The sequence below is a fragment of the Listeria cossartiae subsp. cossartiae genome (genome assembly GCF_014224155.1).
GTDB classification, from domain to species: domain Bacteria; phylum Bacillota; class Bacilli; order Lactobacillales; family Listeriaceae; genus Listeria; species Listeria cossartiae.
In genome coordinates this window covers 390,415-401,972 of record NZ_JAASUI010000001.1, presented here as the reverse complement: position 1 = coordinate 401,972, position 11,558 = coordinate 390,415, and the positions used below count along the sequence as shown (strand labels likewise).

General features: G+C 35.2%; 15 protein-coding genes. 5 read left to right on the top strand and 10 right to left on the bottom strand.

Annotated elements, in window-relative coordinates:
* Nucleotides 1–33 precede the first annotated feature (33 nt).
* Nucleotides 34–276: a hypothetical protein gene (locus HCJ30_RS01995; RefSeq protein ID WP_185391566.1), complete on the top strand. Its 243-nt coding sequence runs from the start codon at nucleotides 34–36 to the stop codon at nucleotides 274–276.
* 98 nt (nucleotides 277–374) lie between these two features.
* Here HCJ30_RS01995 and HCJ30_RS01990 read toward each other — a convergent pair whose 3' ends face one another.
* Entirely contained in the window at nucleotides 375–1,316 is a 942-nt protein-coding gene (locus HCJ30_RS01990; protein ID WP_185390764.1) for an NADP-dependent oxidoreductase, read from the bottom strand.
* Entirely contained in the window at nucleotides 1,313–1,768 is a 456-nt protein-coding gene (locus HCJ30_RS01985) for a MarR family winged helix-turn-helix transcriptional regulator (RefSeq protein ID WP_185391565.1), read from the bottom strand. Before HCJ30_RS01985 ends, HCJ30_RS01990 begins: the two co-directional genes overlap by 4 nt.
* Before the next feature lie 169 nt (nucleotides 1,769–1,937).
* On the opposite strand from HCJ30_RS01985, the gene HCJ30_RS01980 reads away from it, so the two are divergent.
* The 3 genes from HCJ30_RS01980 to HCJ30_RS01970 all read left to right on the top strand — a co-directional run bounded on the left by HCJ30_RS01980 (nucleotide 1,938) and on the right by HCJ30_RS01970 (nucleotide 6,361).
* Nucleotides 1,938–2,564 (top strand): FMN-dependent NADH-azoreductase, encoded by a 627-nt coding sequence (locus HCJ30_RS01980; RefSeq protein ID WP_185390763.1) that lies wholly within the window; start codon nucleotides 1,938–1,940, stop codon nucleotides 2,562–2,564.
* A 152-nt stretch (nucleotides 2,565–2,716) separates the two neighbouring features.
* Nucleotides 2,717–4,462: a LapB repeat-containing protein gene (locus tag HCJ30_RS01975; RefSeq protein ID WP_185390762.1), complete on the top strand. Its 1,746-nt coding sequence runs from the start codon at nucleotides 2,717–2,719 to the stop codon at nucleotides 4,460–4,462.
* 168 nt (nucleotides 4,463–4,630) lie between these two features.
* Entirely contained in the window at nucleotides 4,631–6,361 is a 1,731-nt protein-coding gene (locus HCJ30_RS01970; RefSeq protein WP_185390761.1) for a LapB repeat-containing protein, read from the top strand.
* 180 nt (nucleotides 6,362–6,541) lie between these two features.
* Here HCJ30_RS01970 and HCJ30_RS14425 read toward each other — a convergent pair whose 3' ends face one another.
* The 8 genes from HCJ30_RS14425 to HCJ30_RS01940 form a co-directional block, all read right to left on the bottom strand.
* Complete coding sequence (locus HCJ30_RS14425; protein WP_185390760.1) at nucleotides 6,542–6,787, bottom strand: PoNe immunity protein domain-containing protein; 246 nt, start codon at nucleotides 6,785–6,787, stop codon at nucleotides 6,542–6,544.
* Nucleotides 6,772–7,137: a PoNe immunity protein domain-containing protein gene (locus HCJ30_RS01960; RefSeq protein ID WP_185390759.1), complete on the bottom strand. Its 366-nt coding sequence runs from the start codon at nucleotides 7,135–7,137 to the stop codon at nucleotides 6,772–6,774. Before HCJ30_RS01960 ends, HCJ30_RS14425 begins: the two co-directional genes overlap by 16 nt.
* A gap of 15 nt (nucleotides 7,138–7,152) precedes the next feature.
* Nucleotides 7,153–7,284 (bottom strand): hypothetical protein, encoded by a 132-nt coding sequence (locus tag HCJ30_RS14270; protein WP_260444411.1) that lies wholly within the window; start codon nucleotides 7,282–7,284, stop codon nucleotides 7,153–7,155.
* Between the two features lie 213 nt (nucleotides 7,285–7,497).
* Nucleotides 7,498–7,629, bottom strand: coding sequence for a hypothetical protein (locus HCJ30_RS14265; protein ID WP_260444410.1), 132 nt, complete (start codon nucleotides 7,627–7,629; stop codon nucleotides 7,498–7,500).
* 266 nt (nucleotides 7,630–7,895) lie between these two features.
* On the bottom strand, nucleotides 7,896–8,048 hold the full coding sequence (locus HCJ30_RS01955; RefSeq protein ID WP_185390758.1) for a bacteriocin: 153 nt from the start codon (nucleotides 8,046–8,048) through the stop codon (nucleotides 7,896–7,898).
* 41 nt (nucleotides 8,049–8,089) lie between these two features.
* Nucleotides 8,090–8,257, bottom strand: coding sequence for a class IIb bacteriocin, lactobin A/cerein 7B family (locus HCJ30_RS01950; RefSeq protein ID WP_185390757.1), 168 nt, complete (start codon nucleotides 8,255–8,257; stop codon nucleotides 8,090–8,092).
* Between the two features lie 2 nt (nucleotides 8,258–8,259).
* Nucleotides 8,260–8,400 (bottom strand): class IIb bacteriocin, lactobin A/cerein 7B family, encoded by a 141-nt coding sequence (locus HCJ30_RS01945; protein ID WP_185390756.1) that lies wholly within the window; start codon nucleotides 8,398–8,400, stop codon nucleotides 8,260–8,262.
* Nucleotides 8,401–8,637: 237 nt separating this feature from the next.
* Entirely contained in the window at nucleotides 8,638–9,183 is a 546-nt protein-coding gene (locus tag HCJ30_RS01940; RefSeq protein ID WP_185390755.1) for a DUF3267 domain-containing protein, read from the bottom strand.
* Between the two features lie 211 nt (nucleotides 9,184–9,394).
* Here HCJ30_RS01940 and HCJ30_RS01935 point away from each other — a divergent pair, with 211 nt between their 5' ends.
* A complete protein-coding gene (locus tag HCJ30_RS01935; RefSeq protein ID WP_185390754.1) occupies nucleotides 9,395–11,551 on the top strand; it encodes a peptide cleavage/export ABC transporter in 2,157 nt (718 codons plus the stop codon).
* Nucleotides 11,552–11,558 lie beyond the last annotated feature (7 nt).

Below are 11,558 nucleotides of genomic sequence, written 5' to 3'. Positions count from 1 at the left end.
TCATAAAGTTAACTATTGAAACGAGGTGAAATGATGCATCCGATTGAACAATTGTTAGCAAATAATCACATTACTGCCACTGATATCGAATCAAATACTCGCTTAAAAAAAGGCACTTTGCAGAAGCTTATCGACAAAGATATTCGCACTTCTGACATTAGTCTCCGCACGCTCAGTCAAATGGCTCTCTTTCTTAACACTGGTGCGGATATTATCGCGAAACAACTTAGTGATTTTGAAGTAGCGAGTGACCTTGCCTTTCTTATCGAAGACTGAAATCCCCGTCCCACCTTTTTTTGCTATTATAGCCCATCTGCCTTGTTCCAGCAAACAACCAAAAAAGCTAGATGATAGCATCTAGCTTCTCGAAAATCTTATTTATTAAATGAAATGACTATTTTTCCTACCGCATGGTGTGTTTCGCTTAATGCATGTGCGTCAAAAACACCTTTTTCAGAGAATGGGAAAGTTGCGCCAACGATTGGTTTAACCGTTTTATCAGCAAGCAATTTGCCTAGTTCTTTCAATTGTTCGCCGTTTGGTTGAAGCCAAATTCCAGTTGCTGTTACATTTTTTTCTTTCGCACGTTCTTCATTGGAAATACCAACGATACTAACTAAACGCCCTGTTCCTTCTTTTAATACATCATAGCTATCTGTTTCGATTTGACCGCCCATTGTATCAAACACGACATCGATATCAGAAAGGACATCTTTAAAATTAACTTCTTTATAATCAATGACTTGGTCTGCGCCAAGTGATTTAAGTAGTTCATGGTTTTTCGCACTAGCTGTTGTGATTACTTCTGCTCCAGCATGTTTTGCAAGCTGAATCGCCAGTGTTCCAACGCCGCCAGCACCAGCATGGATTAAGACTTTTTCCCCTTTTTGTAGTTTCGCGTGATCGAATAATGCCTGCCATGCAGTTAAGCCTGCAAGTGGAATCGATGCCGCTTCTTCAAAACTAATCCCATCTGGAAGTGGTGCAAGTAAGTGGTCATCTACCGCTGTATATTCAGCATACGTACCAAAACGCGTTGTTTCAGGGCGGGCAAATACTTCATCGCCGACTTTCCAATCTGTAACGCCTTCACCAACTTCTGAAATAACACCTGCTACGTCCCAGCCTAAAATAATCGGGAATTCCCAGTCCATCATTTGTTTTAAGTAACCTTCGCGAAGTTTCCAGTCAATCGGGTTAATTGATGTCGCTGCTTCTTTGACAATCACTTGATTTTTACCCGCTTTTGGCATTGCTACTTCTTTTTCTTTCAACTCTTCTTTGCCACCATAATTTTCAATTACAACTGCTTTCATTTTAACTTCTCCTCCATTTTCTCTACATTATTCATCATTTTTGTGACTGATTTAAGTAACGCACTCACTTCTTCTTCTGAAAATGCCTCTAAAGCTGCTTGCTGGAATTTTTCTTTTTCCAAGAGTAAGGAAGCTAGTTCCGCCTCGCCAGCTGGTGTTAAAAACAAATACGTATAGCGTTTGTTCTCGTCTTGCTTTTTCCGAACGATAAGTCCTTGCTCTTCCATTCGCTTTAAATGGCGGGTGATACTCGCCGAATCGATATAAAGCTTTTCTCGTAGTCGGTTTTGACTCTGGCCGGGTGTTTGTTGAATATGAAATAAAATCTCCACTTTCGTAAAACTCATATTCGTTTGTTGTTCAAACACATGGCTAATTTCCTTAGACAACAAGTGCATCCGGTAAAGTAATTCGGATCGTTCTGTACATGGTTTCAGCGTTTCCACCTCCATAGTTGACATGTCAAATGATATATCAACTATTATACGCTTCCTTTCCAAAAGCACAAAATATCTGCTCAAATATTAGCGGCTAATTTTTTGTAAGCAATTTACTTGCCGTTAATAGGCAAAATACGCTACACTTAATAGATAATTTAATTTAAAATGGAGGCAAGATGTAATGACAAACGTACTTTTCATCAAAGCAAATGGTTTACCTGCCGAACGCTCAGTCAGCGTGGCACTATACGAAATTTTCCTAACTGAATACAAAAAGTCCCATCCGGACGATAATGTAACAGAATTAGATTTATTTGAAGCGGATCTACCTTATTATGATGTAACAATGATGAGTGGATTACATAAAGAAGCAGCTGGTGAAACATTAAGTCCAGACGAAAAACGCTTAGCAGATATTGCGAATAGCTACTTAGATCAATTTTTAGCTGCTGACAAAATCGTGATGGCGTTCCCACTTTGGAATTTCAGCATTCCAGCCCAATTTTTAACGTACTTATTCTATTTAAATCAAGCAGGCAAAACGTTCAAATATACTGCAAACGGTCCTGTAGGCTTAGTGGCTGATAAAAAAATCGCCCTACTTAACGCTCGCGGTGGTATTTATTCTGATGGCCCAATGCAAAGCTTTGAAATGTCCTTGAGCTACGTAAAAAATGTATTAGCTCACTTCGGCATCTCTGAACCAGAAATGGTTATCGTTGAAGGACACAACGCAAAACCTGACCAAGCAAAAGACATTATCTCTGCTGGAGCAAAAGAAGCAGTTGAGTTAGCTAAAATCTTTTAATTAATTCAAAACCGTGAAAGAGCTTATTCTCTTTCACGGTTTTTTTGTGCGATTCTCGTTAATACTTTTGTTTAGAATGATGCTAAAAGAGGAATTGTTTAAAATGTGTATAAAAATAGAATCATTGTTAATTTTTGAGGAGGCTTAAACTCATGAGAAAAATTGGACTAAAAATTGGTTTATGTATTCTTTTGATGGCTCCACTTACTATACCAATTTCTACGCATACATTTGCAGAAGAAACGATTGACGCAAAAGCAGCACAAGATGTCGTAAATATTCCCGATCCTGTTTTAAAAAGCTATCTAAATGGGCTTTTAGGTCAAGCGAGTACAAGTGATATTACCGAAGCTCAAATGGATACAATCACTGAGGTCACTATTAACAATGCTAGTTTAACCGATTTAACCGGACTCGATTATGCGCATAACTTATCCGTTTTGCGATTATCTAGCACTGGTGTGACTGACTACTCTATCGTCGCTAACATCCCAAGTTTGACGAATCTTAGTATTTCGGGAAACAATTTGACTGATAGTTCACTACCTGATTTAAATGGCTTAGTAAATGTAACCAACCTCAATTTAAGCCCTGGTAAATTAGATAACAACTCCTTAACTAAAATAAATAAACTCCCTAACGTTACTTACTTAAACTTAGACAGTAATTATGCGATTACTAATCTAATGCCTCTCAAATCCATGCCTAATCTAACTACTCTATTTGTTCAATTTTGCGGAGTGAATGACTTTCGTGGGATTGATACTTTTCCAAAATTAACTAATCTATCTGCATACGGACAAAATGTCGGGCGTAGTGTTCCAATCGAAAGTACCATTAAAAGTTCCGCATTAACATACGATGAAGCTAATCAAACACTTTTCGTTCCATTCTCTTTAATGATTGGACGAGGGGTTAACTTTGACGGCGTTGCGTTTCCTTTTACAACTTCAAGTAGTGGTTCGTCTACTATCTTTGCGCTAAATGACGAACAAATTAATGGCACTCGTTTGAGCATTGATAATACGGGAATAACCGTTAGCGGAGTAACAAAAGCGTACTTTGATTCCATTGAAACCATGTATTATAATGCGCTTTATAATAATCCCGCTGGTAGTTACGCAACACCGCCTAGTTTTGCTAACTATTCCGTATCAGGCGGAACCTATCGTCAATCTTTCAACGTCGATCACACGCTTACGATTACTAATGATTCTGCCATAAGCTACACGGAAAAAACGACTGTTACAGAAGAACAATTTTTACAAGATATCCATGCTGAAACAGATGACGGTACCCCAGTTACGAGTGATTTTGATAGCGTAGTTGATTTGAACACACCTGGCGTTTATACGGTTACGCTAAATGCCGAAAACGCTGCTGGTTTAAAAGCAACACCGACACAAGTTACCGTAACCATCCTTGAAAAACCCATCATTACAGCCGATAAAACAATCACTTATTCAAAAGGAACGACGAAAACCGCGGAACAATTTTTACGAGATATTTCTGCTACAGCGAGTGATGGTAGCGAAGTAACAAGTGATTTCACTAGTGTGGTTGATTTAACTAAAGTTGGAACCTATACTGTTACGTTGCGTGCGGTTAGTGCGGATGGTGTAGAAGCGGATCCTATCACTGTCACTGTAAATGTGATAGCGGGCGATGAACCACCTACCCCACCAGGACCAAATCCAACACCTGACCCAGATAATCCTAATGTTCCAAATGAAAATGGTCAATCTGCTAATTCGGAAAACTCAGCAGATCCTACAACTAGCGATACAAAAGCCACCCTTCCTTACACCGGTGACGAAAGCTCTGCAACTACTGTATTAATCGGAATTATTCTCGCAGGAGTAGCCATTAGCATTTTCCGTAAAAGAAAACATAGCTAAACCCGAACCGTAAAAGAGGTTTTCCTCCTTTGCGGTTTTTTTGTGCCTTCCCATTCATGCTCTCAATATGTTTTTTATTTAGAATGTGACTAAAAAAGGAATTGTTTTAAATTCTATAATTTTGTATAATGAAGTACTAAGCACCAATTTTTTAGGAGGATTACATACATGAAAAAAACTGGGATAAAGATTGGTTTATGCATTCTTTTAATAGCACCCTTGACTATACCTAATTTTACAAGTACTTTTGCTGAAGAAAATATAGAAACAAATGAATCACAGGATATCGTGAATATTCCTGATCCTGTTTTAAAAAGCTATCTAAATGGCTTATTAGGACAAGCTGCCACAAGTGATATTACCGAGGCACAAATGGACAAAATTAAACTAGTTGATATTAATGTAAGTACTTTAACAGATCTAACTGGGCTTGAATTTGCTCACAATTTAACATCTTTATCTTTGTTCAATACGAGTGTGACTGATTTTTCTTTAATAGCGAATATGACTAGTTTAAATAAGTTAAGCATCTCTGGAACTAACTTAACGGATGATTCACTACCTGATTTGAACGGCCTAATAAACTTAAATACCATGGATTTAAGCAATACTAACATTAATGATAACTCATTAGATAAAATAAATAAGCTTCCACAATTAACAACCTTAACTTTAGGATATGTTTATGCGCTTACCGATATAATGCCGCTTCAATCATTACCTAACCTAACAAGTTTGGATATTCAGTTTTGTGGTGTTCACGATTTCCGTGGCATCGAGAATTTCCCCAAATTAACGAGCTTGTCTGCGCATGGACAAAACGTCGGCCGGACTTCGCTAATTAATAGTACAATTAAAAGTTCTGTGTTAAGCTACGACGAAACGAAGCAAACTATTTTTGTTCCATTTGCCTTAATGAAAGAACGTAGCGTTAATTTTGATGGTGTTGTGATTCCTTTTACAACTTCTAATAGTGGCTCTTCTACTTTCTTTTCACTTAATAACGAACAAATTGCTAGCACGCGTCTAACGATTGATGATACAGGGATAACGGTTAGTGGCATCACAAAAGAATACTTTGATTCAATTGAACAAATGAAATATAATGCTCGTTATAATAACCCAGCTGGAGCTTATGCAACGCCGCCTAATTTGACTAGATACACGTTAACTGGCGGGACGTACACGCAATACTTTGCGGTGGAACATACGCTGAATATCGCAAGTGACTCTTCGATGAGTTATGTAGAGCAATCGACCATTACAGAAGAAAAATTTTTAGAAGATATTCATGCTGAAACAGACGATGAGGCTCCTGTTACGAGTGATTTTACTGATGTCGTTGATTTAAATACGCCGGGTGTTTACACTGTTACGTTAAATGCAGAAAACTCAGCTGGTTTAAAAGCAACACCACAACAAGTGACGGTAACGATCCTTGAAATCCCTGTTATTACAGCTATGCAAAGTATCACTTATCTGAAAGAATCAGCTGTAACAGAGGAACAGTTTTTATTAGATATTATGGCTGAAACAAGTGATGACAGTACCGTAACAAGCGATTTTGAAAGTGTCGTTGATTTAAACAAAGTTGGAGCATATACAGTCACTTTACAGGCAGTGAGCGAAAGTGGCATAGAGGCAGATCCAGTCACTATTTCCGTAGAGGTCGCTGAGGAAGATGAACCGGTAGAACCGACGCCAGATCCAGATAAGCCAAATGAAACAGGTGATGACGGCGATTCTGTGAGTGCAAACACGCCTGGGAAAAACGTGTCCGATCCAGTAAACAAGGCTTTACCAAGAACAGGTGATTCCAATCAGGCAACCACCGTCTTAATCGGTATTCTTCTAGCCGGAATAGCCACAATCTTTTTCCGTAAAAGAAAACATAGTTAAATAAAAAGAAGCTACGATTACGTAGTGTCTCATAAGGAAGAAAATAAACTACTAAGAGTGACAAACAACAAACAGATAGTGTATAAAACCCCAGCAGAATTTGAAGTTCAAATTCTGCTGGGGTTTTGAATTACTAATTATTATAATGAACAAGATCATATGGATAATATGGTGAATTCTTCAATTCTCTATCATCGAGTTGTAATAATTCGCAAGAGCACCTCTTTCATAGCTCCAGTAACCAGTGTATATATCATGGCTACTTTTATGGGAATTATACCATTCTTTATCAAGGTAAATACTTAAATTATAAATAGCATCCTTATTATCATTAGCGTTTATCACTGTATTAAGTAATTCGTATGGAATAGGAAATGCAAATTTTTCAGTTCCTATCTCCCATTTATTACCTATCTGATGTAGCAAATAGTCAATAAAATAATCTTGATTTGTTCTTTTGTCATATCAATCAAAATCCCTAATGAAACCGTTACAACTAATTGGATATAACTCCCAGTTTCTTTACTCCATGTTTTTAAAAATAATTCAAGATATTTAGGATATATACTTTGTATAGATTCAATGGGCATTCCTATTGAATAAATGCAATTAATTTTTGAAGTATAGTAACCCAATAATGTTAGGTAACCACTCCTTAAATTTGCCTTTTCAGAATTTATATTCTCTGCGATAAGTTGTTCGAATTCATCAATACTCGTGTTCAAAAATCTTAATCGATTTTCAAAATAGTTGAGATTTTTAATGGTGTCTCTCATAATAATTACCTCCTATTAGTTTTTCATTTTCTTCCCGAATTCATCTAAGGTGCTCTCAATAATCCCCCCATTCTCATCAACATTTATTAATACTTTTTGAACATTTCCAGGATTTAAAAACTTCTCTTTTCGAAGTTCCTTTGACATGGCTTTTCTTCCTTTCTTGGTAAATTTTCTGTATAATCATTGGATCAAAATCTCATATATCTCCTTGATTACAACATTAGTTTTAAAGGCCACAAAATAAAGCTAGACAAAAAATAACATGCACCTCAAACGTTAAGCTGAAAACCTAACGTTTGAGGTGCATGCATATCATTACAATTTTGAATCTTTTTTCTAAATACTAAAATTTTTCCATTAAAACAATCTGTAAGGAAGTATTCCTGGAACAGGAAGTCGTGGAATCCACCAAGTAAGTCCACCATTCAAATTGCTGAGCTCACCATTTCCCAAATCATGGTAATTCAAAAATTCACCTACGCTAATCAACTGAAACAGCCTCCTACTCTACGTTACTCATTTTTTAAAACAAATTTACCAAGTAGAAATCGAAACTATTAACATCATAATATTAATAATACCATTCGCTTCTACTTTAAAAATATTTATACGGTTTTATAATAGCAAAGCAGATGACCAAGACTATGGCTATTATAATAAGCAAACCTAATTTATCCCCTTGGTATTTATATATTGCGTAGCCTCCAATAATAGCAACAATACTTGCTATTATTATTGAAATCTTCATTATCATGTTAGCGTCTACTGTTTCCCCATACAAATCCAGCTCCAAAAGATGCAACACCTAGGGCACCTAAGGCAACAAGTGTACCTAGGGCTACAACAAGACCACCTTCAACCTCAGAAAGCTCACTTTCATTTAATACTTTATAACCTTTTTCGTCCATTTTTGCTCCTCCTATCTCATTATGAATAAATAGCTATTCTATTAGCGTCTACTGTTTCCCCACGTAAACCCTGCTCCAAAAGATGCAACGCCCAGACCCCCTAAGGCGATAAGTGTAATAAGAGCTACTCCTCCTTCAACTTCCGAAAGATCATTCTCATTTAATACTTCAAAATTTTGTTTGCTCATTTCATATTCAGCTCCAAACATTATTATAAGAATCTCCCAGCTACATAGCCTAACCCGCCACCAACTAATATAACTCCACCAACAACTACACATCCCAGAACAATACCGATACCACCATCAATTTCTTCTAAATCTGATACATCCAACTCTTTGTAATTTTCCATCTTTCTTCCTCCTTTTTTATTTTAATTAATCATGATTACAATTTAAATTATAGGGAGTTGCCTTAATATCTACAACTCAAATTTCCTAAATGGTTAGGTTTCACTCTGTAACGGTGTTATATTTCGAAAGTCTCCATTTACAGTAATTATCTCTAAAGCGCAATATAAACAAAAGTACACCTAAGCAATTTTTAAAAATAGCCTTAGTGTACTTAATAGCATAACCTATTATAAGATTTAAACATTTGTATATAGATTTATTCCAACTTCGGTATCTTCAATAATCGTATCTTTTGATGATTTAAATAATACCCAAGCCCAATAGAAATCACCTGTACATCCGGCTCCGTGGAACGAAACAAGAAAAATATAAAAAGTTGATGGAATTACTCCAAATAAAAATAACAATGTTAAACCAATTGTTACAAAAATAAATGGTGCTAAACTTATACAATAAAATTTTCTTTTCGAATAAAAAGATTTCGGACTTGTTGCATAAAACATCATATTTTTAAATCCATATTTCACTTTATTTTTAGGACTAAATACTTTAAAGAAAAACCCATGAATAAACTCATGAATAAGAATAAGCAATATAAACATCACAAAACATTGTATTATGTAATATAATTCATCTCTATCAAAACTTACTGTGGGTGTAAATCGCACAGAAACCCTCCATGCTAAAATCGCAAATACTATTAGTAATAAGACACTCAAAAAATTCAACCAAACAATCATTTTCTTATTTGTAAGTAAATTTATTTCTTTTATTAGATTCATAGTAACACTCTCCAAAATAATCAATTGTATTTTTCAGCTCTAATTATACTTTCTCAGATTTTCTACATCAACATCATTTTCCTAAACGGTTTAAATTGCTTCTTAAACGGTAATTCCGACCGTTTAAGAAGCAATTTAAACCGTTCATGAATTGTATCTTATAAAAGGTGCACTTAACTGGTACATTGAGTTATATGGGAGGATGATACAAATGATTTTCAAAAAATATGCCTACGTTCCTCAAGTAGATACCCGAGATTGTGGAGTGGCGTCATTGGCGATGATTTTAAAACATTATGGAACCGATAAATCTTTAGCTAGTTTAAGAGAACTCGCAAAAACAAATATGGAGGGAACAACCGCACTTGGAATAATTGAAGCTGCTAAATCTTTAAATTTTGAAACAAAAGCAATTCAAGCAGATATGTCTTTATTTGATGCAAAAGATATTCCATACCCTTTCATTGCACATGTTGTGAAAGAAGGTAAACTATTACACTACTATGTCGTATATGGAGTAAAAAATGATTATATTCTTATTGCTGATCCAGACCCTACAGTGAAGATTGTAAAAATGAAAAAAGAGAAATTTGCAAAAGAATGGAATGGTATATCCCTATTTCTCGCTCCAGCTCCTGATTATAAGGCTGAAAAAGAGAAAAAGAATGGGCTATTAAGTTTTGTACCATTGTTACTTAAACAAAATAGTTTGATAAGAAATATTGTGATAGCATCATTACTAATAACAATCATCAATGTCATTGGCTCATACTATTTACAAGCTATCATTGACACTTATATACCCGATCAAATGAGAACCACACTTGGTATTATTTCAATAGGACTTATCGTTACTTATATAATTCAAAAAATACTAAGTTTTGCTCAAGAATACTTACTTAATGTTATGGGGCAACGACTCTCCATCGATGTAATCTTGTCATATATTAAGCACATTTTCAACTTGCCCATGTCCTTTTTCTCGACTCGGAGAACTGGTGAAATTATTTCAAGATTTACAGATGCTAATTCAATAATAGATGCTTTGGCAAGTACTATAATTTCTGTGTTCTTAGATGTATCAATCGTGTTAGTGGTTGGTATTGTTTTATCTATCCAAAATCTCCAGTTATTTCTATTAACGCTTATTGCTATTCCAATATATATTGTAATAATCTTTGCTTTTATGAAACCGTTTGAAAAAATGAATAATGACGTGATGCAAGCTAATGCTGTAATGAGCTCATCCATTATTGAAGATATTAATGGTATAGAGACGATAAAATCGTTAGTCAGTGAAGATGTTCGCTATCAAAAAATCGATCGTGAATTTGTCGATTATCTTGACAAATCATTTAATTATGCAAGAGCAACAGCTATTCAAACCGCATTAAAGCAAGGTGCTCAATTAATACTAAATATTATTATTTTATGGTTTGGCGCTATTTTAGTAATGAATGGAAAGATAAGCATAGGGCAACTTATTACATATAATACGTTGCTCACCTATTTCACGAATCCTTTAGAAAATATTATAAATCTACAAACAAAATTACAATCTGCTAAGGTTGCTAATAATCGTTTAAACGAAGTATACCTGGTCGAATCAGAGTTTAAGGACAATAAACAAATAAAAGATCCATCATTATTGAATGGTGATATTACATTTAATAATGTTTCTTATAAATATGGTTTTGGGCGTAATGTTCTATCTGATATTAACTTAACTATTAACCAAGGATCAAAAATTAGTTTTGTTGGTGTGAGTGGCTCTGGAAAGACAACATTAGCTAAGATGATTGTTAACTTTTACGAAGTAAGTTCGGGGGACATTAATATTAATCACTCTAATATTAGGGAGATTGATAAACAGATTCTTCGAAAGCAAATAACATATTTACCTCAAGAACCTTATATATTTAACGGAACTATTTTAGAGAACATTACTTTAGGAGCCCAACCAGGAACAACGCAACAAGATATATTTAATGCTGTTGAAACTGCAGAAATACGTAAAGATATTGAGTTGATGCCAATGAATTATCAAACTGAATTAACCTCTGATGGAACTGGTATTTCGGGGGGCCAAAAACAGAGAATAGCTTTAGCAAGAGCCTTATTGTCAAACGCTCCTGTTTTAATACTTGATGAAGCAACAAGTAATCTAGATATAATGACTGAGAAAAAAATTATAGATAATTTAATGGCATTAGAACATAAAACTATTTTATTTATAGCTCACAGATTGACTATTGCGGAACGTTCGGAAAAGGTTGTCGTACTTGATCAAGGTAAAGTTATTGAAGAAGGCACTCATGCAGAACTTATCAAGGCAAATGGCTTCTATCAAAAACTTGTTTCTAGCTAAAAACATA

Excerpts from the sequence above, each read along its gene's own strand:
- HCJ30_RS01995 (WP_185391566.1), top strand. The coding sequence starts at position 34 with ATGCATCCGATTGAACAATTGTTAGCAAATAATCACATTACTGCCACT.
- HCJ30_RS01990 (WP_185390764.1), bottom strand. The coding sequence starts at position 1,316 with ATGAAAGCAGTTGTAATTGAAAATTATGGTGGCAAAGAAGAGTTGAAA.
- HCJ30_RS01985 (WP_185391565.1), bottom strand. The coding sequence starts at position 1,768 with ATGGAGGTGGAAACGCTGAAACCATGTACAGAACGATCCGAATTACTT.
- HCJ30_RS01980 (WP_185390763.1), top strand. The coding sequence starts at position 1,938 with ATGACAAACGTACTTTTCATCAAAGCAAATGGTTTACCTGCCGAACGC.
- HCJ30_RS01975 (WP_185390762.1), top strand. The coding sequence starts at position 2,717 with ATGAGAAAAATTGGACTAAAAATTGGTTTATGTATTCTTTTGATGGCT.
- HCJ30_RS01970 (WP_185390761.1), top strand. The coding sequence starts at position 4,631 with ATGAAAAAAACTGGGATAAAGATTGGTTTATGCATTCTTTTAATAGCA.
- HCJ30_RS01960 (WP_185390759.1), bottom strand. The coding sequence starts at position 7,137 with ATGAGAGACACCATTAAAAATCTCAACTATTTTGAAAATCGATTAAGA.
- HCJ30_RS14270 (WP_260444411.1), bottom strand. The coding sequence starts at position 7,284 with ATGTCAAAGGAACTTCGAAAAGAGAAGTTTTTAAATCCTGGAAATGTT.
- HCJ30_RS01955 (WP_185390758.1), bottom strand. The coding sequence starts at position 8,048 with ATGGACGAAAAAGGTTATAAAGTATTAAATGAAAGTGAGCTTTCTGAG.
- HCJ30_RS01950 (WP_185390757.1), bottom strand. The coding sequence starts at position 8,257 with ATGTTTGGAGCTGAATATGAAATGAGCAAACAAAATTTTGAAGTATTA.
- HCJ30_RS01945 (WP_185390756.1), bottom strand. The coding sequence starts at position 8,400 with ATGGAAAATTACAAAGAGTTGGATGTATCAGATTTAGAAGAAATTGAT.
- HCJ30_RS01940 (WP_185390755.1), bottom strand. The coding sequence starts at position 9,183 with ATGAATCTAATAAAAGAAATAAATTTACTTACAAATAAGAAAATGATT.
- HCJ30_RS01935 (WP_185390754.1), top strand. The coding sequence starts at position 9,395 with ATGATTTTCAAAAAATATGCCTACGTTCCTCAAGTAGATACCCGAGAT.